Genomic DNA, 25,238 nt, shown 5'->3' on the forward strand with positions numbered 1-25,238 from the left:
AACGAGGGGGGCCGTCCCGTTCTAACGACGGGATGGCCCCGCTTTTTGGATGGATAAGAAGATGCTTGAGAAACCGATACAGATGGTAGACCTGCGGAGGCAGTACGAACGCCTGCGCGGCGAGATCGACCCCGCCATGCGGGCGGTGATGGAGGCCTGCGCCTTTATCAACGGCCCTCAGGTGAGGGAGTTTTGCGACCGTTTATCCGATTATCTGGGTGTCCCCTACGTGATCCCGTGCGGCAACGGTACGGATGCCTTGCAAATCGCCCTGATGGCCTCCGGCCTGCGTCCGGGCGATGAGGTGATCGTCCCCGCCTTCACCTATATCGCCGCGGCGGAGGTGGCCCTGGCGCTTGGCCTGGTGCCGGTGCTGGTGGATGTGGATCCCCGGACATTCAATATCGACCCGGAAAAGATAGAAGACGCCCTGTCCGAGAAGACGAGAGCCATTATCGCGGTCCACCTTTTCGGGCAGTGTTGCGATATGGAATCGATCGCGCGCGTCGCCGGCCGCCATCAGCTGTCCGTGATCGAGGACAACGCCCAATCCCTCGGCGCGGATTATACCTTCTCGGACGGGACGGTGAGGAAAGCCGGTACGATCGCCTCCATCGGGACGACCTCCTTCTTCCCCTCGAAACCGTTGGCCTGCTATGGCGACGGCGGGGCGATGTTCACCTCCGACGCGCGCCTGGCCGAGCGCCTGCGGATGATCGCCAACCATGGGCAGAAGGCGCGGTATCATCATACGCTGGTGGGTCGCAACTCCCGCCTGGACAGCTTGCAGGCCGCCGTCTTGGCGGTCAAGCTCCGGCACCTGGAGGAATTCGCCGCCGCGCGTCGCGAGGTAGCCGCCGGATACGATGCCGCCTTTCGCGGCTCGGATGCCGTGCGCGCGCCGCAGCGGTCGGCCTTCTCGTCGCATGTCTATCATCAATATACGATACGGCTGGACGCGGATAAGCGGGATCGGGTACAAGCCGCGCTGAAAGAGCGAGGCGTCCCTTCCATGATTTATTATCCGTTGCCCCTGCAGGAGCAAGAGGTGATGCGGTGCCGGTGCCGGATCTCCGGAGACTTGGACGTCGCCTCGCGCCTGAGCCGGTCCGTTTTATCCTTACCGATCCATACGGAGATGACGGAAGAGGAGCAAGCCTATATTATAGAATCTATAAAGAGTGTCTTATGAGTAAGAAAATACGTTTCGCCGTGGTCGGCTGCGGCCATATCGGTAAGCGCCATGCCGAGATGATCGCCCGGGATGAGGGGGCGGAGCTGGTCGCTTTGTGTGATATCCGCCCAAGGGAGGAGCTGGGGATCGAGGCTTACGCGGTCCCCTTCGCCCGGGATATGGAGGAGCTGCTCCGCCTGGGATTGGAGATAGATGTGGTGAATATTTGCACGCCCAACGGCTTGCATGCCGCGATGGCGATCCGGGCGATAGAAAGCGGGCACCATGTGGTCATAGAGAAGCCGATGGCCTTGACCTTGGCGGATGCCGAGAAAGTGGTCTATACCTCGTTGCGATTCCGCAAGCAGGTATTTTGCGTGATGCAAAACCGCTATTCCCCGCCTTCGGTCTGGATGAAGGAGATGGTCGAGTCCGGAAGGCTGGGTAAGATTTACATGGTGCAGCTGAATTGCTACTGGAACCGTGACGAACGCTACTATAAACCCGGAGGATGGCATGGCGACGCCGCCCTGGATGGTGGCACCTTGTTCACCCAGTTCTCTCACTTCATCGACATCCTGTACTGGCTGTTCGGGGATATCTGTAACATCCGGACCCGTCTCGCCGACTTCAACCACGAGAAACTCACCGCCTTTGAGGATTCCGGTCTCGTGAATTTCAATTTCGTGAACGGTGGGATGGGCTGTTTGAACTACTCTACGGCGGTGTGGGACAAGAACCTGGAGAGCAGCATGCTGGTCGTGGCCGAGAACGGCAGCGTGAAAATCGGCGGCCAATATATGAACGCGGTGGAATATTGCCATATCAAGGATTATGAGATGCCGGAATTGGCCCCTACCAACCCCGGTAACGACTATGGCCCCTACAAAGGCTCCGCCCAAAACCACAACTTCGTGATCCGTAACGTGGTCAACGTCCTTTCCGGCGCCCCCGGCGAGATCATAACGACCAACGTCCTGGAAGGCATGAAGGTGGTGGACATCATACGGAGGATTTACGCGGGGAAAAGCGCGAGATAGCGGTGCGTTTGAAAAGTCGCGTTTTTTTAGTGTCAGCCAAAGGTAAATGCTTATCTTTGCCGCACTTTACCATACGTATCAAATGGCGGAACAATCACTAAAAGATAAGACAGCGAAAGGCCTCTTCTGGGGAGGAGTGAGCAATGGCGTGCAACAGATACTCGCGTTGCTGTTTGGAATCTTTTTGTCTCGTATATTATCGCCGGGAGATTATGGGATGGTTGGGATGTTGGCGATTTTTACGGGTTTTGCGAATGCTATTCAAGAAAGCGGCTTCTCGGCAGCTTTGACAAATAAGTTGGATATTAAGCATGAGGATTATAACTCTGTATTTTGGTTTAATATAGTCGTAGGGATCGGCCTTTATGTGGTTTTGTTTTTCTCGGCGCCTTTGATTGCCGTTTTTTTTGACCAGCCGGATTTGTTGTGGGTATCCCGTATCGTATTTTTAAGTTTCTTGTTTGGTTGTTTTGGAACGGCACAAGCCGCTTACTTGTTTAGAAACTTGATGGTCAAGGAAAGGGCTAAGATTGATATCTATGCGTTGTTACTATCCAACACCGCCGCACTGATCATGGCGTTGAATGGTATGGCCTATTGGGGGATTGCCATTCAAGGAGCATTTTATATCTGTTTAGGTACTTTTCTCAGGTGGTATTATTCACCTTGGAGACCTACATTCTCTTTTAACCTTCAGCCTTTGAGGAAGATGTTCCCGTTTAGCGCAAGGTTGTTATTGACAAATCTGTTTAGCCAGATGTCTACGAATATCTTCTCCATCCTATTGGGTAAATTCTATACGGTTCAGCAAGTGGGTTATTATTCCCAAGGCTATAAATGGACGAATATAGGGGGTGGATTGATCACGGGAATGGTTTCGGGAGTAGCTCAGCCGGTATTCGCACAAGTCTCTTATGAAAAAGAAAGGCAAGTACAGGTTTTAAGGAAAATGATCCGTTTCACGGCCTTTATATCTTTTCCATTGATGTTTGGCATGGCATTGGTCGCAAATGAGTTGATCCTGATTACGGTTACGGAAAAGTGGGCGCCTTGTGTCCCTATCTTACAATTACTGTGTGCTTGGGGAGCTTTTTCTCCGATATGCGAGCTTTATAAAAATATCGTGATCAGTCATGGGAAATCTAATATTTATTTGCATGCGAACGTAATATTTGGCATACTCCAGATACTATTGTTAATAATCATGTTACCTTATGGGATTTTGTGGATGGTTGCGGCTTATGTAGTTGCTTACCTTTGCTGGCTGCTTGTATGGCATCGTTTTGCGAGCCGTTTGATGGGTGTTAGTTTATATCATGTAATAAGAGATATATCACCTTATTTTCTTATCACTCTCACCGTTTTGGGCTGCGCTTGGTGGGTCTCTCTTTTCTCGGAGAATATATATGTACGGTTTGCTTTGAAGGTTATCGTATCTGTAATCTTATATATAGGAGTCATGTGGAAGACACAGTCTGTGATATTTAGGGAATGCATAGAGTTTATATGGGAAAAAAGAAAATGAAAACGTTATATTTAGTTCCAGTGGGGGGATTGGCTAATAGATATTATGCTATTTCATCGGCCATTTCGTTCTGTCGAGATAACTCGATAAGGCTTCGGGTGATTTGGTTCAAGGATTGGGGGATGGGAGCAAATTTTCATTCTTTATTTCATATTGATATTGCTCCATCGGAAGTAGAGGTTATAGACGCGTCTTTCTGGCATTATATTTATGACCGTCCACGAAAACGTAATTTTTGGTTGCCTTATTTATATCAGAGAATGCGTTTCCCGGAGAGAATTTATGAGAAGCATGTCTATGCATCATTCTCTTCTTCAACTTTGTTGAAATCATTTCAACGGTATAATTCTGTGTATTTGGTTCAATTTCAATCATTTTATAAGCATGATAATACTTTTCGATATATTTTGCCGCTAGAAACGCATCAAAGGCAAATAAAGGCTCGTATCTCTGCGTTTACGAATCATCGTGTCATAGGGGTACACATTAGGCGTGGAGACCATTTGGCACCTACTTTAAACAGCCCGTTATCCTTGTTCACGATGAAGATAAAAGAAGAGATCGCAATTGATCCTAATACGTTGTTTTATGTGGCGTCTGACTCATCCGAGGAAAAAAGAAGACTTTTAGATTTATTTGGAGACCGGATAATAACTAGCTTAAAAGAAGTGCGGAGAGATAATGAGAATGGTATAGTTGATGCTTTGATTGAATTATATACATTGGCGCATACTGAGAAAATATATGGTTCAATGGCGAGTACTTATTCTACGTTAGCTGCCGACTTATTTTCAATTAAGTTGGAGGTCTTATCTTTAGTTCGGTGATGATTTTTTATTTTACATCTTGAGTTAAAATATTATTTTATTATTGGAGGTAATGAATAGAAATAAAATAAGAGTCTTAGCATTTTATTTGCCGCAATTTCATCCAATACCCGAAAATGATGAGTGGTATGGGAAAGGTTTTACGGAATGGACGAACGTAGGTAAAGCCAAGCCTTTGTTCAGGGGGCATTATCAACCACAGGTTCCGGCAGACTTGGGATATTATGATTTGCGAGTTCCGGAAACTCGCCAGGCCCAGGCTGATATGGCAAGAGAGTATGGGGTGGAAGCATTCTGCTATTGGCATTATTGGTTTGGGAATGGAAGGCGTTTGCTGGAAAGGCCCTTTAATGAAGTATTGCTTTCAGGCAAACCGGATTTCCCTTTTTGTTTAGGGTGGGCAAATCATTCATGGAAAGGTATTTATAATGGAGTTAAGACGAAAGAGTCATTGATTGATCAAACTTATGGCGGACTTCTTGATTATGAGCGTCATTTCTATGACGTACTACCAGCGTTTGAGGATAAGAGATATGTGACTGTTGACGGGAAACCTTTTTTCTTAATTTTCGCTCCAGCGGAAATTCCGGATTCTAGGGAGTTTATAGACTGTTGGCAACGTTTGGCTGCCCGGAATGGTTTAACGGGTATTCATTTTGTCGCTCATACGTATCAACCCAATGATATAGATGATTTTCGGTCGATGGGATATGATGCGGTAAATGTCGTGAGACTATTTGAATACCAGAGAATAGGTTTGTCTTTTTTTCAAAAGGCAGTTAATAAGATAAATAGAGAGTTTTTTAAACATGGTTTCTGGTGTAGATATAAGGATGCGATGAGGTACTTTTCTGGTAAAGAGGATGAGAAGGAAAATGTTTATCCTACAATAATTCCCAATTGGGATCATTCTCCTAGGACAGGACGTTATGGTGCTATTTTAAAAGGTTCGACTCCTCAACTTTTTCAGAAACATGTAGAGCAAACGATTCGTTCGATCCTAAATAAGGACGATGATCATCGGATCGTGATTCTGAAGTCTTGGAATGAATGGGCTGAAGGAAATTATGTGGAGCCGGATTTGAATTTTGGCAGAGGCTATTTGGAGGCTTTACGTACGGCTTTGCAAAAGGATATCAGATAGAGTCATATGAGAAAACGAGCGATTATATTACATCCGGCGATAGCTCCTTATCGAGTTGATTTTTTTAACTCGTTAGCTAAAGAGTTTGATGCAAGCTTTTATTTTGAGTTTGATAATGCTTTGGAACAGGCTTTTGATCAGGAAAAACTTAGAAAACGATTGTGTTTCGCACCTCATTTTCTTTCTTCAGGTTTTATGGGCATTAAGAATCTGAGGCTTGGGGTACTGACTATTTTGTGGAAGAATAAGGCTGATGTTGTTTTTGTTTCAGAGTATAATTTGTTAGGACTTTTAGTATGTTTTTATAAGTTGTTGTTTAACTGGAATCTAACGGTGGTATCTATATGCGATGATAACGTATCGATGGTTCAAGGAGCGCATTTTGTTAAAAAGCTTACCCGTTACGTTATGTTACATATCCTTTCGATCGTGATACTAGCTGATAATGATGTGCTGACTTGGTATGAAAACAATTTGAGATTTAAATCGAAATATATTTATTTTCCTATTATTCAGTCAGATAGTTTTTTTAGAGAACGGTTGCTGAAAGCTTTATCAATTTCTGCCTCTGTTGCTAATAAGTATAGTTTAATAGGGAAAAAAAATATTTTATATGTGGGGCGTCTGGTTGAGATAAAGAATGTATCTCTTTTATTAAAAGCGTTTCGTCATGTTAACGCTGATTTCCCTGATGCTAGGTTGTTAATTGTAGGTGATGGAGATTTACGTAAAGATTTGGAGTCTCAGGTACAAGACTATATATCTGCAGGTTTAATACGGTTTATGGGAAAACAAGAAGGCTTAGACCTGTTGGCTTATTATAATTTATCACAAATTTTTGTTTTACCTAGTTTATATGAACCTTTTGGTACGGTTGTGAATGAGGCGTTATTATCCGGTTGCTATACTTTATGTTCATCTATCGCAGGATCGGCTTGTTTAATAGATGAGCCCCAAAATGGTTTAGTATTTGACCCTTCTAATGAATCCGATTTATGCCATAAGCTAAAAAAAGCATTGATGGGTGTTGTTGGACTTGAAGAGATAGCGTTGAAAGGTAATAAGATGCAAATTCGATATGCGGAGAGGATGGATTGTTTGTTAAAGTGTTTATATTTGGCAATTAATTAATACAAAATGGATATTCGTTTAATTTGGGAAAGGCTGTATTGGGCGTTAGTAAAGCGTTTTTTTAAAAAAAAGCAGAAAACGTATGAAGACTGGAAAGCGAAAGGATACATTAATGATCCAAAAGTGAGTTTTATCATACAGTCTCATAATAAAAGTATACAGGTAAAACATGTTGTTGATAAATTGAGAAGCTATCCGAAAGCTGAGATTGTTGTGATTGATGATGGTTCAGATCGTAATCATTATATCTCCTTGGCACGTTATTTAAATAGAGGTAATGAGTTTCTATTAAGGGCAAATGATTTGTATGAGAATGTGATGTATGACAAAACAATTCGCATGGCAAACGGGCGATTTGTGGCTTTATTACAGGATGATGACGATTTTAAGGATTTGTCGTGGGTAGATAACGCAGTCTTTTATTTTGAGAAATATCCTGAGTTGGCCATTTTAGGAGGACGAGATTGCCTTGATTTTGCTATAGATAAACAAAAAGGCAGATTCGATATATTAGATTATGATCTTCCTACGAAGGATATTGATTTTTGTTTTGTTCCTCATGTTAATAGAGCTCCGATGTGGCTTAACCGTTCTCTTTTTTTAGAGAAATTAAAGCATATTGATTTTGATTTTGCTCCATTCCAATTCGATGATGTAGAACTGTGTTTACGTGCATGGTTGAATGGTTGCCAAGTGGGTTGGTATAAGACGGGGTTTTCTTCTTTGAGTGCAGGAGGTATGCGTATTTGGAATAACGTTTTTACGCAGGAACAATGTAAAAAGAATATATGTAAGCTGTATGATCTTTATTCTGATAAAGATCTAGAGCTTCATCAGATAATCAATACTTCTAATAATAACTTAAGATGCCATGGATAAATTATATGATAATTGGCTTAACCTGAACAATTCCTTTTATCGGCGCCTAGTTTATCGCGTTGGGATAGAGGCGGGATTCTTCTCTGAGTATAATAATATGATTCTGTCTATGTTATATTGTTTAACTCATAGGTATCGTTTTTTATTAGATAGATATTCCAATTTTCATACGGCAGGATGGTGTGGATTTTTTGAGCCTTTTTGCGATATGGTTATAGACCATCGTATGCATAGACGATCCTCTGACTGGCGTTATAGTATAAAAAAAACATTAAGAAGTCATTCCTTGAAATACCTTTCTGATATAAAACCTTATTTATGTATTTGGAGAAAGGATTTATTAACTCAGGATGTCTTTGGCAAAGCTAGAGATCCGAGAATGGCTGAAAAGCATTATTTTATTCCAGAGTTAGGAATTGATGGAAATCTACAGCAAGCATGTTCTCAGTTGATAAAGTTGACATGGAGATATAATAAAGATACAAAGATTTGCGTGGATACGCTTATCCATGATTTGTCGTTGCCTGGTGAGTACATAGGAATGCATATTCGGGGCGGTGATAAGTTTATAGAACATAAGATAGAGGCGGTAGATAAATATTTTGATTGTGTACGTGAAACTATAACTACTAAAAATTTATTTGTATTGACAGATGATTATAGTGTTATAGAAGAGATTTCTGTTAGGTACCCCGAATGGTCTGTTTATACCCTTTGTTCGAAGGAAGAGAGAGGATATTTTCATTCTTCTTTTATGGAAGAATCAGAAGATTTCCGTCAAAATCAATTGATTAAGTTATTTGCGTCTGTCGATATTTTATCTAATGCGCAGCAATTTATAGGCACTTATAGTTCTAATCCCGGAATGTATATTGGAATGAGAAACCCTAATATTTGTACAGGGGTTGATTTTGATCATTGGTTGTTATGGTAACTCTATGATCACAATGTCATTTTCAAAAAGTGTATGGACAATTTCTCTTTGAGATGTATTAAGGTTCACTCCTCTTCGGATTTAAAGATACTATACGGAAAAATAGTGGTAACAGCGGTGGTTTGGCGTAGGGTTCCTATTTTTGCAAAGAGAATAGAGAAAGAATGAATATATTGATATTAAATACCTCTGAATTAACCGGTGGAGCGGCAGTCGCCGCAAACCGGTTAGCGAAAGCATTGGGTAAATCTGGTGTAGAAGTTTCTATGTTAGTACGTGATCGGAAGACGGATCATGTAAAAGTTTTCTCTGTAAATAATTCATGGATTTTACATAGGCTTAATTCTTTTCGCTTCATTTGGGAACGACTGGTAATCTTTATCTGTAACTTCTTTAGCAAGAAGAACCTCTTTCAAGTTTCCATAGCCAATACAGGCACGGACTTATCGAAGCACCCGCTGGTACAACAGGCGGATGTGATTCATCTGCATTGGATCAATCAAGGATTTTTATCTCTTTCTGATATCAAGAAATTAGTAAATACCGGAAAACCTATTGTGTGGACTATGCATGATTTGTGGCCTGCTACGGCTATTTGTCACTATCCGGGAGAATGTGAGAAGTATATATCGAATTGCCACCAGTGCCCGATGCTGAAACGAAATCCGTTTTTTGATTTAGCGGCTTTTGTTTTTAAAGAGAAAGGGAAAATTGGGCTATCTAAGATTACGTTTGTCGGTTGTAGTCGATGGATAATGGAAGAGGCCCAAAAAGGCAATTGGTTGAGAACAGCCCGTTTTATCTCGATTCCTAACCCGATTGACGTGACAGCCTTTAAGCGTATGGAAAAGCGGGTGGCCCGTAAACGATTCTGCCTGCCGGAAGATAAGTTCCTTCTTCTTTTTGCCGCCGCTAAGCTTTCAGATACCCGGAAAGGAGCGATTTTTTTGATCGAGGCTTGCGAAAAACTAAAAAAGAAATATCAAGATCGCATAGAAATCGTGTTGATGGGAAATAGCTCGGAAGAATTGATTAGCCAGTTTCCTTTTAAAGTGAATACGCTGGGATATATATCGGATCAAGACTCTATGATTTCCGCTTATGCCTGTGCCGATATGTTCGTTATTCCTTCGTTGGAGGATAACTTACCCAATACGATTATGGAATCGATGGCATGCGGTACGCCTTGTGTGGGATTTGAGACAGGAGGGATTCCGGAAATGATAGATCATTTGAAGAATGGGTATGTAGCCAAATATAAGAATACTGAAGATCTTACAATGGGGATAGAGTGGATCTTAAATAATAATGCAACTTTGAATCTTTCTTCTGCTTGTGCGGATAAAGTTCGCAATTGTTATGCTGAAGAGGTCGTTGCCGGACAGTATATTTCTTTGTACAAGCAAGTCTGTGATAGTAAGAATTAGATATGAGTGAGAAATTAAACAACTTGCAGCCTACATTTTCGATCATAACGATTACCTATAACGCGGAGCGATGGTTGGAGCGTACGATATTGAGCGTACTTAGCCAGTCGTATCCGAATATCGAGTATATATTGATTGACGGGGCGTCGAAGGATAAGACCGTAGAGATCATCCAGCAATATGAGTCCGGTATCGCTTCTTGGATAAGCGAGCCTGATAAAGGCTTGTATGATGCTATGAATAAGGGGTTGAAGCGGGCTACGGGGGATTATGTGTGGTTCTTGAACGCGGGCGATACACTTTATACCGCAGATACCGTACAAAGAATTGTGGCGTCTTTGAAAAAGAAAGTATCTTTGCCGGACGTGATTTACGGAGAGACCCGGATCGTTGACGCGACAGGCAAATCGTTGGGGATGCGCAGGTTGAAAGCACCGGATAAACTGACTTGGAAAAGCTTCCGGATGGGGATGTTGGTTTGTCACCAGTCGTTTATATCAAAACGGGAGATCGCTCCGTCGTATAATACGGATTATCGTTTGACGGCCGATTATGATTGGTGCATTCAATGTCTGAAACGATCGAAAAGAATACATAATACACGTTTGATCCTGTCTGATTTCTTGGAGGAAGGGTTAAGTAGTGTGAATCGGAAAGCTTCTTTAAAGGAGCGATATGAGGTCATGTGTAAGTATTATGGCAAGATGTCGACGATTCTGTTGCATGGTTGGTTCGCCGTGAGGTTCTGTTTTGCCAAGTGGTTTAAAGGTAGAGTATAAATAATAAATTATAGATAAGTTTTATGCGGAGTATGATGAGTAAATGGGGAAAACATGTCGCTGCCGTGGCTGTGTTCTTGGTGCTGACAGTGGTTTATTTTGCCCCGGCCGTGTTTGAGGGTAAATCGATCCGTCAGGGAGACATGGAGAAAGCGGTTGGCATGGGAGGTAGCCAGATGGAGAAATATGAGAAATCTGCCCAGCCCGGTGAATTTAGCGTTTGGTCTGATGCCATGTTTGGAGGAATGCCCTATGCGGGAGGATATGGGAATCCTTCCCCCAGGTTGCCTGGGTATACTTTATTAGAGACGCCATTAAAAGGTGTCGGTTATTTGAATGCGGGCATGGTATTTACCGGATTGGTGTGTTTTTATATATTGATGTGTGTGATGGGGGTGAATTGGTGGCTGGCTCTTGCGGGTTCGATCGCTTTCGCGTTAGCTTCTTATAATATCATCATTATAGAAGCCGGGCATATAACGAAAGCGTATGTAATCGCTTATATGCCGCTAACCCTTGCGGGTATGGCGCTCCTGTTCAAACGTAAGTATTTATGGGGAGGAATCGTATTCTTGTTAGGTGTTGCGCTATCCATCTCGAATGGACATATCCAGATCACTTATTATTTATTGTTGCTTTGTTTGTTTGTTTATCTGGGATACGTATTCGCTAAGCTACGGGAGAAAGCATACAAAGAGTTAGGCAAAGTGACGGCGATTATGGTTGGTTGCGTTATCTTGGCGATCCTTCCCAACGCCCAGAATATGTACGCTCAATGGGATTTGGGACAGAACTCTATTCGTGGGGCTACGGAATTAACGACAACGACCCCTTCGGGTGAGAAGATTTCCTCCGGCCTGGATAAGGATTATGCTTTTGCCTGGAGCTATGGTAGAGGTGAGCTATTGACATTGCTGGTCCCTAATGCTTATGGCGGGGGATCTGGAGGTGTGTTAGGACCGGATTCGGAGTTATATAGGGAACTAAGGGCGAAAGGCGCTCAAGTAGGAAAAGAGGTGCAAGCTCCTACCTATTGGGGAGAGAAGACATTTACCTCCGGGCCGGTTTACTTCGGGGCATTGGTCTGCTTCTTGTTTGTCCTGGGCATGTTCGTGATCCGGAATCCGATGAAATGGTGGTTGCTCGGAGGTTCTGTCTTTTTGATATTGTTGGCATTGGGACGTAATTTTGATAGCTTCAATGACTTTATGTTCCATTACCTGCCGATGTATAATAAGTTCCGTACCGTAGAGATGGCATTGGTTATTCCGGGTATGGTATTTCCTATTATCGCTATATGGGGGCTGAAAGAAGTGTTGTCCGAGACCGTGAGCGATGCCTTGCTGAAGAGAGGATTGATCGCTGCTTTGGTTATCACGGGGGGGCTTTCCTTAATTCTTTGGTTGATGCCGAGTATGCTGTTGGATTTCCGTTCTTCTTTCGACACTCAATATCAGTTGCCGGATTGGTATTACAACGCCTTGTTGATAGATCGTGCTTCCTTGGCCTCGGCGGATGCGTTGCGCTCTTTGGTCTTTATTTTATTAGGGGCGGCTTTGTTGTGTTGGTTCTATACCTCGAAAGATCGGAAAAAGGTGGCGACCTTCGTAGGAATCGGTGTTACGGCCTTGATGTTGGTCGATTTGTGGGTGGTGGATAAACGGTATTTGAACGATAGCAACTTTATCCGCCAGAAACCTGCAGAGGTATATAAGGAGACGGTAGCCGATCAGGGAATCATGAAGGATAAAGATCCTTCTTATCGTGTAGTGACGTTAAATAATCCATTTCAGGAGACTAGTGTATCTTATTATCACCACTCTATCGGTGGTTATTACGCCGCAAAGCTGAGACGATACCAAGAACTGATCGATCACCGTCTGCAAGGAGAGCTTAACTCGATTATCGGGGCTTTCCAGAAAGCGCAGACCGCCGAGGACTTGATGGGGGCGCTCGCTGCCTGCCCTTCCTTGAATATGCTCAACACACGTTATGTTATCTATAATCCGGAGCAACCGCCTTTGAGGAATCCGTTCGCTTTCGGCAACGCTTGGTTTGTGGATAAAGTGGAGGTCGTGGAGAATGCGGATGCGGAAATAGCGGCGTTGAATACGATCAATCCGTTAACGACGGCGGTTGTCGATAAACGTTTCGCTGATGAGGTGAAAGGTTTCACGCCTCAAGTAGACTCAACGGCTACGATAACGCTGGATAGTTATCGTCCCAATAAGCTAGTCTATACGACGAAGGCCAATTCAGAGCAATTAGCGGTATTCTCTGAGATCTATTATCAACCGGGATGGGAGGCAACGATTGATGGTAAGCCCGCCCCGCATTTCCGGGCGGATTGGATATTACGTGCGATGCTGGTTCCGGCGGGTGAGCATCAAATCGTATTTGAATTTAGACCGCAAGGTTATATTACGGCGGCGTATATTACTTCTTTCAGTTCATTGATTATTCTGTTGTTATTGATGGGTGCGGTAGGATATTCGGTTTGGAAAGCCAGAAAGCAAAAAGAGATATAAATTCCGGTTGGTTGTGGAGACGGGGCATGCCCCGTCTCCACAACTACAAGAAGCCGCTATTGGCAAAATCGAGCAGTTTTCTCGTCAGGGTTTCCCACGAGAGGGCTGCTTTTTCTTTGGATATGTTCGCGGGGATGGTGGCTTGCCGTGTGGGTGCGAAAAGTTCCTCGATACCTTGGGCGAGGGCTGTCGCGGATATCTCAGGCACTACGATGCCTGTACCCGGCTTTTCGATACTGTTCTTGAAATCGCCTACGGGAGTACTTAGCATAGGTAGATCGTAATTGTAGGCTACGGATACGACACCGCTTTGAGTGGCGGAGCGATAGGGGAGTACCAAGGCATCCGCCGCTGAGAAATAAATGGGGATTTCCTCGTCGCTGATATATTCACAGTGGACAAATATACGCTCTTTTGCCGGAGATGCGTTGATCAGAGCCTGATACTTCTCGAAACTGCCGTAACATTCGCCGGCAATAATGAGCTGGTACTCCTCGTTAAGCTGTCCCATCGCCTCGATTAGCAGGTCCAATCCTTTATAGTCCCGTATCAATCCAAAGAATAAGAGGTTCTTTTTGGACGGGCTGATACTTAATTTCCGGCACGCCTCGTCTCTTTCGATCTTACTCCCGAAATGATTGTAAAGCGGGTGTGGATTCTGGATATATTTAGCGCCCGGATAGAGCTCCCACAAATCATGCCGCACGTTATCGCTCATTACGATAAAGCCATGGCACTGCCTGAAAAGTAACGAAGCTAAAGGTTTATCAAAGAAGCGTGGCTCATGGGGAATCGCGTTGTGGATAAGCGCGATTACCTTACAATGCTTTTTCATCCGGCTCGCTACGTGGGCATATCCGGGAACAAAAAAGGACATCCAATAAGAGATAATCAGCACGTCCGGCGCATAGGAGCGAATGGCGTTTACGGTGCTGAAATAACTAACCGGGTTGACGCTATCTAATACTCGCACGCTCTCGATCTCGATCGCACGGTCTCCTCCCTCTACATATTGGGTCTTGCCGGGGAATAAGATATCCGGATAGAGGCGTTTGAAGTTGAAAGCTTTCACTTCATGGCCTTCCTTTACCAATTCCGTATAAAGCATCCCGCTGAATTGGGCGATACCGCCACGATAGGGATAAATAGGGGAGAGAATAGCGAAACGCATGGTATAATTATTCTCAATTAATTAGTATCTGTAATGATCAGCCTTATACGGTCCTTCTATCGGTACACCGATATAATCAGCTTGTTTTTGCGTCAGGTGGGATAGTTTTACGCCGATGCGTTCCAAGTGCAGGCGGGCAACTTCCTCATCCAAACGTTTCGGCAAACGATATACGCCTACCTCATAGGCCATTTGCCATAAGTCCATCTGGGCAAGAACTTGGTTCGTAAATGAGTTGCTCATTACGAATGACGGGTGTCCCGTGGCGCAACCCAGATTTACTAAGCGACCTTCTGCCAGCAAGAAGATAGAGTTTCCATTCGGGAACGTATATTTGTCTACCTGCGGCTTGATATTCGTGTGCTTGATATTCGGATAGTTGACAAGCTTGTCCACTTGGATCTCGTCGTCGAAATGACCGATATTGCATACGATCGATTGGTCTTTCATCTGCGTCATATGCTCGATCGTGATGATATCGCAGTTCCCGGTGGTCGTAACGAAGATGTTACCCTCTTTCACGGCCTCTTCCATGGTCGTAACCTCGAAACCTTCCATAGCGGCTTGCAGGGCGCAGATCGGATCGATCTCGGTCACGAGTACACGAGCCCCATAAGAGCGCATGGAGTGAGAGCAGCCTTTACCTACGTCACCGTATCCGGCAACGACTACCACCTTACCGGCGATCATAACATCCGTAGCACGCTTGATGCCGTCCGCCAAAGACTCGCGGCAACCATATAAGTTATCGAACTTGGATTTCGTCACGGAGTCATTTACATTGATAGCCGGAACCAGCAACTCTCCCTTCTCCATCATCTGATACAGACGGTGAACGCCGGTGGTCGTCTCTTCCGATACCCCTTTCATCTCGGCTACCGTACGGTGCCAACGGTCGTTATCTTCTTGGAGTATACGATTTAATGTATCCAGGATTACCTGTTCCTCATGATTCCCACCTTCGCGGTTGATGGTCTCCGCATCGTTCTCCGCTCGATATCCCATATGAATCAATAAGGAAGCGTCACCGCCATCGTCAACAACCATGTGAGGACCTTTGCCTTCCGGGAAACGAAGCGCCATGTCCGTACACCACCAATACTCCTCCAGCGTCTCGCCCTTCCAAGCGAATACCGGTACGCCGTCCGCCGCGATGGCTGCCGCCGCATGATCCTGTGTGGAGAAGATGTTACAGCTAGCCCAGCGAACGTCCGCTCCCAACGCAACTAATGTTTCGATTAACACCGCCGTCTGAATAGTCATATGCAGTGAGCCGGTGATACGTGCGCCTTTCAAGGGTTTCTGATCGGCGTATTTCTGGCGTAGCGCCATTAATCCCGGCATTTCGTGTTCGGCGATCTCGATCTCTTTGCGACCGAATTCAGCCAAACTCATATCTGCCACTTTATAAGGCAGATTGGTTGGAAATAATTGTGACATAAATTAATACTATAAACGATTGAGACGCGAAGGTACGGAAAACCTGTGATATAGTCAACCTCCCACTGTCCACCAAATCGTCAGACCGGCGTGATACCTTGCTCCTGCAAAAGTTTCAGCCCGAGGTCTTTCAACTTGAACTTCTGTATCTTTCCGCTTCCGGTCATCGGGTAGGTATCGACGAAGAAGATGTATTTCGGGATCTTGTGCCGGGCGATCTTTCCGCGGCAGAAGTCTTTCACCTCTTCCTCCGTAGCCGTCACGCCATCGTGAAGGATGATAAAGGCGCCCACTTCCTCTCCATATTTCTTGGAAGGGACAGCGGCTACTTGCACGTCTTTCACGCCAGGGAAATGATAGAGGAACTCCTCCAGCTCGCGGGGATAGATATTCTCGCCCCCGCGGATGATCATGTCCTTGATACGGCCGGTGATGCGGAAGTTGCCATTTTCATCACGAACACCCAAGTCGCCGGAATGCAGGAAGCCGTTCTTGTCGATCGTCTCGTTGGTAGCGGCTTCGTTTTTATAGTAACCTTTCATGTTATTATAACCGCGGTTACACATCTCGCCCTGTACACCAACGGGGCATTCCTCGCCGGTCTCCGGATCGATAACCCGTACCTCGGTAAATTCGAATTCGTGGCCTACGGTATTATAACGCACTTCGGCCGGATCTTCGATACGGGAGTGGGTCATACCCGGTGAGGTCTCTGTCAATCCATACACGCTGGTTACACGCATATGCATCTTCTCGTCCACGGTTCTCATGAGTTCAACGGGGCAAAGCGAACCTGCCATGATGCCGGTACGCAACGACGTAAGGTCGAACATCCCGAACATCGGGTGGTTCAGCTCGGCGATAAACATGGTAGGTACACCATATACGGCCGTGCAACGCTCTTTATGTATGGAAGCTAATACCAATAACGGATCAAATTTCTCGACCATCACCTGCGTACACCCGTGCGTCAAAACGTTCATGGAAGCCAATACCACACCGAAGCAATGGAAGAGAGGTACGCAGCAACAAAGCTTATCGGCGGCGGTGAACTTCATATGCTCACCCGTTAAGAAACCGTTGTTGGCGATGTTGTAATGAGTCAGCATGACTCCTTTCGGGAAACCGGTTGTACCGGACGTATATTGCATATTGACAACGTCGTGGCAATTTACTTTCGCCTTGGCGGCCTCTAAGGTCTCATCCTTGATATTTTGTCCGAGGAGCAACATCTCGGGCGTATTGTACATACCCCTGTATTTTTCCTGTCCGATATATACAACGTTTTTCAGACGAGGAAAACGCTCGCTTTTCAAATATCCCCGTTGGGAGGTCTTCAATTCCGGCAACATGGTATAGACCATGTCTATGTAACTTCCGTCGAACACACCGTCCGTGATACACATCGTATGGATATCGGCGTTCTCAACCAGATATTCCAGTTCGCTTTGCTTATAGTTGGTGTTGATCGTGACCAGTACGGCACCGATCTTGGCTCCGGCATACAAGAATGTCAGCCAATCCGGTACGTTTGTCGCCCATACGCCGACATGCGTACCATGTGTGATACCGATCGCCAACATCCCTTTCGCCATGTCGTCCACACGCTTGTTGAATTCGCTCCAAGTGAAACGTAAGTCACGGTCTGAGTAAACGATATACTCTTTATCCGGTGTAGCCTCGGCCCAATGTTCCAGCCATTGGCCAAGGGTTCTGTTATGTAATTCCATAAAAAAGCAGGATTTAATAAGGTGTATAGACAACTCCTAAGATTCGAGCCCTGCTGTCGGCTGCCGCGTGTACATGATGCGCCACGATAGAATCATAATAGATGCTATCTCCTTCCTCTAGGATATAGGTATTTTTCCCGTAATTGATCTCTACGACGCCACTCAATACATAGATAAACTCTTCTCCCTCATGCGTGGACAGAACGAAATCTTCGCCTTCCTCGGAAGGAGCGATCTCGATCAAGAAGGGTTCCATATGACGGCCGGACTTGTCTTGCGAGAGCGAGTGGTAATCCATATGCTTGTGTCCTTGGGTCGCGTTGTTCGTGAACCCGATGCCATCGGCCTCGCTGTCCTTTTTGCGGCATACGACCGGGCCTAGCTCCGCTTGATCGTCCAAGAATGTACCCAAACGTACTCCTAATACTCGTGCTATTTTGATAAGGGGAGCTAAAGATGGAAAATCCAAGTTACCCTCGATACGCTTGATCTGTTCGATACCTAACCCGGAGCGCTCGGCTACTTCCTCGATAGAGAGTTGTTTCGATTCTCGGATATTTTTAATTTTCGCACCTATAATTTTGTTGTTTCCCATATGTATGATTTGTTATTTATAGTCCTTTAATAGTTGATAAATTGATACTAAACGGCGCGAATTTACATTAATATTTTATTATATCTAGGATTAAGGCAAATAAAAAGGGGTAATCCCTGATAAGGACGGCCCCTTTTATATTCTCGAGTAAGTTCTTTCTTACTTTCTGATGCCAAGTTCTTTGATGATAGCGCGGTATCTCTCGATGTCAATCTTGATCAGATAGTCCAACAAACGACGGCGTTTACCTACCAATATTTTCAATGATCTTTCCGTAGCGTAATCTTTGTGATTCACCTTCAAGTGCTCTGTCAAGTGAGAGATACGGAATGTGAACAATGCGATTTGGCTTTCCGCAGAACCTGTGTTAGTGGCTGATTTGCCATACTTTTCAAATAATTCTTTTTTCTTCGCTGAATCTAAATACATGATTCCTTCTACTTTAATAAATTAATACTATGTTATCTAAGCGGTCGCAAAGGTAGACATTCCTTTTGGATTTGCAATAGGCTTTATTATCTTTTTTGTGTTTTGAAGCATGAATGTCATATATATATCGTAAAAATATCGTATTTTTGTCGCCAATAAATTAGTCTTCAATGCAAAAGATCAGAAACATTGCGATTATCGCGCACGTAGACCACGGCAAAACGACGCTTGTGGATAAGATGTTATTAGCCGGTAAACTTTTTCGTGAAGGACAGGCAGAACCGGATCAGTTCATGGATAACAACGATCTGGAACGGGAACGAGGTATCACGATCCTTGCCAAGAACGTGTCTATCAATTATAAGGGATATAAGATCAATATTATAGACACTCCGGGTCACGCTGACTTTGGTGGCGAGGTGGAACGTGTCTTGAATATGGCGGATGGTTGTTTGCTATTGGTGGATGCCTTTGAGGGACCTATGCCGCAGACTCGTTTTGTTTTGCAGAAAGCAATTCAACTGGGCTTGAAACCGATCGTGGTGATTAATAAGGTGGATAAGCCGAATTGCCGCCCGTCGGAAGTGCAGGAAATGGTATTCGACTTGATGTTTAGTCTGGACGCTACCGAGGAGCAGCTCGACTTCCCGACTATCTACGGTTCCGCTAAGCAGGGATGGATGTCGGAGGATTGGCAGAGACCGGCTGAGGATATCTCTGCTTTGCTGGACGCGATCATCAAGTATATCCCCGAACCGCAGATGTTGGAGGGTACGCCTCAGATGTTGATTACTTCTTTGGATTACTCTCAATATGTAGGTCGTATCGCCGTAGGGCGTGTACATCGTGGTGAGTTGAGAGAGGGCCAAGATGTCATGCTTTGTAAGCGCGACGGTAGCCTGGTGAAATCAAGGATCAAGGAAGTGGATGTATTCGAGGGCTTGGGACGTACGAAAGTTGATTCCGTGCAGTCCGGGGATATTTGCGCTATTATCGGTATCGAAGGTTTCGAGATCGGTGAGACAATCGCCGACGTGAATGAGCCGGAGCCATTGCCAACGATCGCTATCGATGAGCCTACGATGTCTATGCTTTTCACGATCAACAATTCTCCGTTCTTTGGTAAGGATGGTAAGTTTGTTACTTCCCGTCATATTTTTGACCGTTTGCAGAGAGAATTGGATAAGAACTTAGCTTTACGTGTAGTCCCTACCGATTCCGCTGATTCTTGGTTGGTATATGGTCGTGGCGTGCTTCACTTGTCTGTATTGATCGAGACGATGCGTCGTGAGGGATACGAGTTGCAGGTGGGTCAGCCGCAAGTTATCATCAAAGAGATCGATGGCGAGAAATGCGAGCCGGTAGAGCAATTGACGGTGAATCTTCCGGAGGAATGCTCTAGCCGAATCATCGATATGGTGACGAAGCGTAAGGGCGAGATGACCATGATGGAAAGCAAGAATGGTCGCATGCACCTGGAGTTCACGATTCCTTCCCGTGGTATTATCGGTTTGAATAACGCTGTATTGACTGCCTCTGCCGGTGAGGCTATCATGGCACACCGTTTCTTGGAATATCAACCGTGGAAGGGTGATATCGAACGACGTGTGAATGGTTCGATTATCGCTATGGAGACCGGCCAGGCTTTCGCTTATGCCTTGAATAACTTGCAATCCCGCGGGCGTTTCTTCATCGCTCCGGGTGAGGAGGTTTATGCTGGACAGGTGGTTGGTGAGCATACCAAGGACAATGATTTGGTGGTAAATGTTACCAAATCCAAGAAGTTGACGAATATGCGTGCCTCCGGTTCCGATGATAAGGTCTCCTTGGCTCCCCCCGTCGTATTCAGCTTAGAGGATGCGCTTGAGTATATCAAGGGGGATGAGTATGTGGAGATTACCCCGAACAGTATGCGTATGCGTAAGATCATCTTGGATGAGACAGAGCGCAAGCGTCAAGGTCGGTAAGTTCTTAATTGAATAAAAATAAAAAAGGACCTCATCCTTCCCGGATGGGGCCCTTTTTTATTTTTATTATTTAGAAAGAATATATTCTTATTTTACTAAAGTAGCGAAGTCAGAGTTGGTCGCATATTTAGCGAACTCTAAGTCGATAGCAGCCTCCTTAGCCAAGCTCTTGTCAGCGGCGATAGCGGCCTTCAAGTTGCTTACTACACCGTTAGCGTCGTTTGTACGAGCTGCAACAACAGCCTTCAAGTAAGAAGTGATAGCGTCAGGTTTAGCGACGCCGTTCAAAGTCTGAGAAGCCTTGCTGTAATCCTTAACCAAAATCTGAGCCAAAGCAGCGTTGTTAGTCTTAACAGAACCGAAAGAGTTAACAGCCTTGGCATATTCGCCCTGCTCTAAGTAAAGAACACCAAGAGCCTCGCTCAATTCGTTTACACCGGCAGCGTTACCGAACAACTGTTGAGCCTTGGCTTGGTCACCCTTCGTTAGCGCGATCAAACCTAAGTTCATGTTAGCGGAAGCATTATTCTTAACAGAATTAGACTTGTTAAACATTTGCTCAGCCTTAGCCAAATCTCCAGTCTTGAACGCCACCATACCGATGTTGTTCCAAGTACGGCAGCAGTTAGGATACAATTCAGAAGCTTTTGTATAGATGGCCATCTTCTCATTGTCGTTGTTCGTCAATGTGGCAGCGTAAAGGATTTCCTCGATATTCAACTCAGAAGGATTGCTCTTAGCCAAAGCGCTGATCTCGTCGTCAGACTTGCCGATGATCTCGATGTTAGCAGTCAAACGAGAACGACGCAATTGCGGAAGGATTGTCTCAGCCAGGTCAGAGTAAACGGCGGAAATATTCTTGATTTCTTTCTCTCTTGTCTCGGGATCTTGATACATAGAAAGAACGCGTAATACTAAGTCTTTATCTTGCAAGTTGGAAGCAGAAACTAATTCCTTGAAGCCTTCCCAGTCCTGAGCTGTGTAACGAGCGTCAACCGGAACGTCAACCTTCATTTTCTTCAATTCCTTGTTCAAATATTTCGTAGTGTTTCCTTCGCGATTCTCAGCCAACGTGTTGTTCAATTTGAAACCACCATCAGGAGAAGCGTAAGCACTGATCTCAATAGCTACATTCTGGTTTGGAGCTTCGTCAGCGTTCTTAACAAGATCTTTCCATTCTTTGATAGCGTCAGAGTTCAATTCTTTAGCACGAAGGTTGGCTTGTTGGATCAAGAACATGATATTAGCGTCATGAGCCTCTTTGATGATACGTTGGAATTTATCAGCTGCGATAGCTGCCGTAGCGGTAGCCGCATCAGCCAATTCGGAAGTAGCGATAACGCCTTCTCCGATCTTTACATCCGGCAATTTAACAGTCTTGTTTTTGATCTTTGCGTCGAAAGTCAAATACAATTCTGATTTTTTCATCTCAGGTTTGTAGGTGAAAGAAGACTTCATAGTTACGTTAGCGCCTTCTTTTTGAGGGATTACTTGGTTGTTACCTTTTACTTTCTCACCTTGGTAAGTGTAAGCAGTTCCCCAAGCTTCTCCACCCTGGTAACGCAGTACCGGTGTTACAGTTACAACAGCTTTCTTGTTGAACCATTTAGCGGGGAAGGTCGCATTGATCGTTACAGGGACTTTGCCTCCGATGGCCTCTAGCGGTTGCGGCTCTGCTTTAATGTACTGTTCTGCCAACGGTTTCAACTTGTTTGAACAAGAAGAAAGAGTTAAAATGGCTGCCAATACGAAGAATGGCAATAAAAATTTTTTGTTCATAATCTTGATGTAAGTTTAAAATGTTACTATGTTAATATATTCACTTCCAAATTATCCCTTAGCCATTGTCGTGCAAAACTAAAGTATTTTTTTTGTTATGGATAGCAAAGAAGCGATAAAATCTTTTTAATTAATACTTATTAATGAATCCGAGGCTTGTTCTATACATGAAATATGGGGAGGATTATTGAAAAAACAAGACCCTGTACCTCTTGTCTCCCTTCCTCATATGGATGGTCTCCTAGGACTCTTATTGTATATTTTTGATTAAAATATAATCTTTTGTGTATGATGCTTCCCTTCATAGTACACGGTTAGAAAATAAACTCCGGATGTTAAATTCAGGAAATGGAGTGTGGTCTGTCTGCCTGTGATCTCTCCGTTTTCCGACACTTTGCCTTGCGCCGAGTGCAGTGTATAAGCCGCTTTCTCTATTCCATCCGGCAAAACGAGGTGCACCATGCCTTTTTCCGGACCGAGGTGAATGAGTACCTGCTCATCCAGCTCGATCTTCTCGTTACTGACAGGGTTGCCGTATTGAATGACGGGATCGATAAACAAGGAGGTGTTAAAACCTGCTTGCGTATATTCGGTAGCTTGTCTCCAGCCATTTTTATCATGAACCCAAGCCGTATTCCGGGTCGTTTTGCCTTGGGGCAGATTGTAAGCGGAGAAATACGTGTTCTCCGGAACGCTTTTGAGCCTATAGCCGATGTAGAACTTTCCACTGACGTTCAGTGGTTTGGAGAAATGAATGTAACTTTCCTGTGCCCGATTCAGGGATTTGGCGGTTTCAATAAACGTATCGTCCAATATCGATTGATTGCTGTAGGTGGGTTGGAATGTCTCCGTATATATTAGTGTGGAAGGTTTTGAATCGCCGCTGTAAACGGTAACTTCCACTTCCATCTGTTTGTAGTTCGCTCCGGCAGGCGGTGTTACGAAATAAGCTCCGTATAAGGTACCCGCTTCGGCTACTTGGTAAGCTTCCGCGTATTCCGTGATATTAGCAGGGTTGTTCCCGAACAAATACGCTTTTTCAGACCCGGGATAAAGCGTACATTCGGCGTTTTCTTGATTACCGGAGTCATAGATGTTGCTCAACCGGAAACAAGGGGCCGATTTGTACGGATCAAGTCCCTCGCAAACCTTGGTCTCGTCATTGGATGGGTTCAGCCAATATTTAAGCTGTTTCTCAGGGGTATCGATCGCATCCCAAGGTTTCATCAAAGAGAAGAAGTAGTCATTCTCCGGACTAGTCTCGTTGGACTGCCCGCCGGATAACGCTCCGATAATCTCTCCATCAGCATTGAATAAAGGAGATCCAGAGGAACCGCTGGCCGTATAACCTATTCCCCAAGTCTGGACATGCCAATGAGCGTCCTCGTAAAAAATCATATTTGGATCTGTCAAGGTAAAGGGGGTCAGATCCTCATCGGATATACTGATTCGCTTCACCGAATATTGGGGATGTTGGATACACGTATAGGGGGCAGGTCCTACCTCTCGCACATTCCAGCCTGCATAATAAGGCCTGTAGTAAACCGGAGGTGTGGCGGTAAGTTCCAATAAGGCCATGTCTGCCATCTCATTAACCGCCTTGAAATAGGTGGATGCGGTAGACATCTCTTCCGTTCCCCTTAGGATCGGGTCGCAGAAAGGGCTGTTGAAGTTGAAAAAGCAGACGATGCTTCCGGCTATTTTCTCATAGTCGGGGTTCTTTATCGTGAATTGCCTGTTCAGGCAATGGGAGGCGGTAAGTAGATAAGGCTTTCCGTCATTGTCGGTATTATTTATCAGGGTACCCGTGCACCCTACGCTTCCGTCTATGATCAGGAGAACGACACTTTGCCCCCATTGGGCGTAATCGTTTGTCCTATCCTGATAACAAGCTAAGGGTGGGATCTTGCCGATTTGTGAAATGTTGTCTCCCGGTTCTAACCTCCGTAAGCTCCGGTAGCCATGGTTGACTTCCCCGACGGTCAGTCTTCCTTGAAAAGAGGCGTTGGCCGGCTCTTGATATTCTATGATCAAGCGATCTCCTTGGATAGGAGAGATCGGCAATAGGTTTAACTCCGAGTTGTTTAGGTGATTGAACGAACCTAATATTTGTGTCTGGTCTTCATTGTACAGGAAGAGCTGGGCACCTTCCGGCAGTTCATATTCCGTGAAGAGCACGTTGATGGAAAGGGCTCCGGGCGAGTAGATGCCGAGTCTCCATACACGTGTCCCATCCGGTCCGGAGAAGGTGACTCCCGAGTTGTACCGGTTATAATCCGTCATGAATTTATAGGCGAAACGGAAGCCGCTTCTCAGGTCGCTCTCATTCAGCGAGTCGACACGCAACTCTTCTTGGACGTCGAACGGAGGCATTTCTTTAAACATCTGTCCGTTTGTACTTCGCATGAGCGATAGCGGAAGCGGGCGGCCTCCGTGGCTAACCTGCGCTTTCAGATTTCCTTGAAAACCTAGCATTGTTAGCAGGAATACAATGTATAAAGAGGTCAACTTTTTCATATTGGGCAAATATAGCTATATTTCTTTACCCCATGATCTATATATCAAGTTTTTTCGCTAAGTTTGCCAATTGAAAAGTACGGACAAACTTACATCAATAGTTCGTTAAATTTAGAATGAATCAGGCAGAATCTCGGACTCCGAAAAACAACAAGTTAGGCGGAATCTCATCCGTTAGGATTTGTTTATTTTGCGGATTGCCCGATTTCTGACCCTCAATAA

At 45.0% G+C, this 25,238-nt stretch carries 19 protein-coding genes; 12 read left to right on the plus strand and 7 right to left on the minus strand.

Going from position 1 to position 25,238, the window contains the following annotated elements:
- The first annotated feature begins 61 nt into the window (after positions 1–61).
- The 11 genes from G7Y39_RS09430 to G7Y39_RS09480 all read left to right on the plus strand — a co-directional run bounded on the left by G7Y39_RS09430 (position 62) and on the right by G7Y39_RS09480 (position 13,388).
- Positions 62–1,192, plus strand: a complete 1,131-nt coding sequence (locus G7Y39_RS09430; RefSeq protein WP_165157252.1) for a DegT/DnrJ/EryC1/StrS aminotransferase family protein — start codon at positions 62–64, stop codon at positions 1,190–1,192.
- Positions 1,189–2,214, plus strand: coding sequence for a Gfo/Idh/MocA family protein (locus tag G7Y39_RS09435; protein WP_165157224.1), 1,026 nt, complete (start codon positions 1,189–1,191; stop codon positions 2,212–2,214). The genes G7Y39_RS09430 and G7Y39_RS09435 overlap by 4 nt, the downstream gene beginning before the upstream one ends.
- A gap of 82 nt (positions 2,215–2,296) precedes the next feature.
- A complete protein-coding gene (locus tag G7Y39_RS09440) occupies positions 2,297–3,739 on the plus strand; it encodes a lipopolysaccharide biosynthesis protein (RefSeq protein WP_165157226.1) in 1,443 nt (480 codons plus the stop codon).
- On the plus strand, positions 3,721–4,566 hold the full coding sequence (locus G7Y39_RS09445) for a hypothetical protein (RefSeq protein ID WP_165157228.1): 846 nt from the start codon (positions 3,721–3,723) through the stop codon (positions 4,564–4,566). The genes G7Y39_RS09440 and G7Y39_RS09445 overlap by 19 nt, the downstream gene beginning before the upstream one ends.
- A gap of 52 nt (positions 4,567–4,618) precedes the next feature.
- A complete protein-coding gene (locus G7Y39_RS09450) occupies positions 4,619–5,710 on the plus strand; it encodes a glycoside hydrolase family 99-like domain-containing protein (RefSeq protein ID WP_165157230.1) in 1,092 nt (363 codons plus the stop codon).
- A 6-nt stretch (positions 5,711–5,716) separates the two neighbouring features.
- Positions 5,717–6,841 carry a glycosyltransferase family 4 protein gene (locus G7Y39_RS09455; RefSeq protein ID WP_165157232.1) on the plus strand — a complete coding sequence of 375 codons (1,125 nt, stop codon included), beginning with the start codon at positions 5,717–5,719 and terminating at the stop codon, positions 6,839–6,841.
- 6 nt (positions 6,842–6,847) lie between these two features.
- Positions 6,848–7,720 (plus strand): glycosyltransferase family 2 protein, encoded by an 873-nt coding sequence (locus G7Y39_RS09460; protein ID WP_165157234.1) that lies wholly within the window; start codon positions 6,848–6,850, stop codon positions 7,718–7,720.
- Entirely contained in the window at positions 7,713–8,654 is a 942-nt protein-coding gene (locus G7Y39_RS09465) for a hypothetical protein (RefSeq protein WP_165157235.1), read from the plus strand. The genes G7Y39_RS09460 and G7Y39_RS09465 overlap by 8 nt, the downstream gene beginning before the upstream one ends.
- Before the next feature lie 164 nt (positions 8,655–8,818).
- Complete coding sequence (locus G7Y39_RS09470; RefSeq protein ID WP_165157238.1) at positions 8,819–10,081, plus strand: glycosyltransferase family 4 protein; 1,263 nt, start codon at positions 8,819–8,821, stop codon at positions 10,079–10,081.
- A gap of 2 nt (positions 10,082–10,083) precedes the next feature.
- Positions 10,084–10,860 carry a glycosyltransferase family 2 protein gene (locus tag G7Y39_RS09475; RefSeq protein ID WP_165157240.1) on the plus strand — a complete coding sequence of 259 codons (777 nt, stop codon included), beginning with the start codon at positions 10,084–10,086 and terminating at the stop codon, positions 10,858–10,860.
- A 23-nt stretch (positions 10,861–10,883) separates the two neighbouring features.
- Positions 10,884–13,388 (plus strand): YfhO family protein, encoded by a 2,505-nt coding sequence (locus tag G7Y39_RS09480; RefSeq protein ID WP_165157242.1) that lies wholly within the window; start codon positions 10,884–10,886, stop codon positions 13,386–13,388.
- A 43-nt stretch (positions 13,389–13,431) separates the two neighbouring features.
- On the opposite strand, the gene G7Y39_RS09485 is transcribed toward G7Y39_RS09480, so the two are convergent.
- The 5 genes from G7Y39_RS09485 to rpsO all read right to left on the minus strand — a co-directional run bounded on the left by G7Y39_RS09485 (position 13,432) and on the right by rpsO (position 18,753).
- On the minus strand, positions 13,432–14,559 hold the full coding sequence (locus tag G7Y39_RS09485) for a glycosyltransferase (RefSeq protein ID WP_165157243.1): 1,128 nt from the start codon (positions 14,557–14,559) through the stop codon (positions 13,432–13,434).
- Positions 14,560–14,580: 21 nt separating this feature from the next.
- Positions 14,581–15,999, minus strand: a complete 1,419-nt coding sequence (ahcY, locus tag G7Y39_RS09490; protein ID WP_165157244.1) for an adenosylhomocysteinase — start codon at positions 15,997–15,999, stop codon at positions 14,581–14,583.
- Between the two features lie 80 nt (positions 16,000–16,079).
- The gene (locus G7Y39_RS09495; RefSeq protein WP_165157245.1) at positions 16,080–17,729 is read right to left on the minus strand and encodes an AMP-binding protein; all 1,650 of its coding nucleotides are present in this window, start codon (positions 17,727–17,729) and stop codon (positions 16,080–16,082) included.
- Between the two features lie 13 nt (positions 17,730–17,742).
- Positions 17,743–18,324: a helix-turn-helix domain-containing protein gene (locus G7Y39_RS09500; RefSeq protein ID WP_165157246.1), complete on the minus strand. Its 582-nt coding sequence runs from the start codon at positions 18,322–18,324 to the stop codon at positions 17,743–17,745.
- Positions 18,325–18,483: 159 nt separating this feature from the next.
- On the minus strand, positions 18,484–18,753 hold the full coding sequence (rpsO, locus tag G7Y39_RS09505; protein ID WP_165157247.1) for a 30S ribosomal protein S15: 270 nt from the start codon (positions 18,751–18,753) through the stop codon (positions 18,484–18,486).
- A gap of 170 nt (positions 18,754–18,923) precedes the next feature.
- Here rpsO and typA point away from each other — a divergent pair, with 170 nt between their 5' ends.
- Positions 18,924–20,720, plus strand: coding sequence for a translational GTPase TypA (typA, locus tag G7Y39_RS09510; protein WP_165157248.1), 1,797 nt, complete (start codon positions 18,924–18,926; stop codon positions 20,718–20,720).
- 87 nt (positions 20,721–20,807) lie between these two features.
- Here typA and G7Y39_RS09515 read toward each other — a convergent pair whose 3' ends face one another.
- The gene (locus tag G7Y39_RS09515) at positions 20,808–22,499 is read right to left on the minus strand and encodes a hypothetical protein (RefSeq protein WP_165157249.1); all 1,692 of its coding nucleotides are present in this window, start codon (positions 22,497–22,499) and stop codon (positions 20,808–20,810) included.
- Between the two features lie 267 nt (positions 22,500–22,766).
- Positions 22,767–25,016: a trypsin-like peptidase domain-containing protein gene (locus G7Y39_RS09520; protein WP_165157250.1), complete on the minus strand. Its 2,250-nt coding sequence runs from the start codon at positions 25,014–25,016 to the stop codon at positions 22,767–22,769.
- Positions 25,017–25,238 lie beyond the last annotated feature (222 nt).

Source organism: Parabacteroides sp. ZJ-118, assembly GCF_011038785.1.
GTDB lineage: Bacteria > Bacteroidota > Bacteroidia > Bacteroidales > Tannerellaceae > Parabacteroides.

Bases quoted from the DNA above. Each gene is read 5' to 3' on its own strand.
- G7Y39_RS09430 (WP_165157252.1), top strand. From the start codon at position 62: ATGCTTGAGAAACCGATACAGATGGTAGACCTGCGGAGGCAGTACGAA.
- G7Y39_RS09435 (WP_165157224.1), top strand. From the start codon at position 1,189: ATGAGTAAGAAAATACGTTTCGCCGTGGTCGGCTGCGGCCATATCGGT.
- G7Y39_RS09440 (WP_165157226.1), top strand. From the start codon at position 2,297: ATGGCGGAACAATCACTAAAAGATAAGACAGCGAAAGGCCTCTTCTGG.
- G7Y39_RS09445 (WP_165157228.1), top strand. From the start codon at position 3,721: ATGGGAAAAAAGAAAATGAAAACGTTATATTTAGTTCCAGTGGGGGGA.
- G7Y39_RS09450 (WP_165157230.1), top strand. From the start codon at position 4,619: ATGAATAGAAATAAAATAAGAGTCTTAGCATTTTATTTGCCGCAATTT.
- G7Y39_RS09455 (WP_165157232.1), top strand. From the start codon at position 5,717: ATGAGAAAACGAGCGATTATATTACATCCGGCGATAGCTCCTTATCGA.
- G7Y39_RS09460 (WP_165157234.1), top strand. From the start codon at position 6,848: ATGGATATTCGTTTAATTTGGGAAAGGCTGTATTGGGCGTTAGTAAAG.
- G7Y39_RS09465 (WP_165157235.1), top strand. From the start codon at position 7,713: ATGGATAAATTATATGATAATTGGCTTAACCTGAACAATTCCTTTTAT.
- G7Y39_RS09470 (WP_165157238.1), top strand. From the start codon at position 8,819: ATGAATATATTGATATTAAATACCTCTGAATTAACCGGTGGAGCGGCA.
- G7Y39_RS09475 (WP_165157240.1), top strand. From the start codon at position 10,084: ATGAGTGAGAAATTAAACAACTTGCAGCCTACATTTTCGATCATAACG.
- G7Y39_RS09480 (WP_165157242.1), top strand. From the start codon at position 10,884: ATGCGGAGTATGATGAGTAAATGGGGAAAACATGTCGCTGCCGTGGCT.
- G7Y39_RS09485 (WP_165157243.1), bottom strand. From the start codon at position 14,559: ATGCGTTTCGCTATTCTCTCCCCTATTTATCCCTATCGTGGCGGTATC.
- ahcY (WP_165157244.1), bottom strand. From the start codon at position 15,999: ATGTCACAATTATTTCCAACCAATCTGCCTTATAAAGTGGCAGATATG.
- G7Y39_RS09495 (WP_165157245.1), bottom strand. From the start codon at position 17,729: ATGGAATTACATAACAGAACCCTTGGCCAATGGCTGGAACATTGGGCC.
- G7Y39_RS09500 (WP_165157246.1), bottom strand. From the start codon at position 18,324: ATGGGAAACAACAAAATTATAGGTGCGAAAATTAAAAATATCCGAGAA.
- rpsO (WP_165157247.1), bottom strand. From the start codon at position 18,753: ATGTATTTAGATTCAGCGAAGAAAAAAGAATTATTTGAAAAGTATGGC.
- typA (WP_165157248.1), top strand. From the start codon at position 18,924: ATGCAAAAGATCAGAAACATTGCGATTATCGCGCACGTAGACCACGGC.
- G7Y39_RS09515 (WP_165157249.1), bottom strand. From the start codon at position 22,499: ATGAACAAAAAATTTTTATTGCCATTCTTCGTATTGGCAGCCATTTTA.
- G7Y39_RS09520 (WP_165157250.1), bottom strand. From the start codon at position 25,016: ATGAAAAAGTTGACCTCTTTATACATTGTATTCCTGCTAACAATGCTA.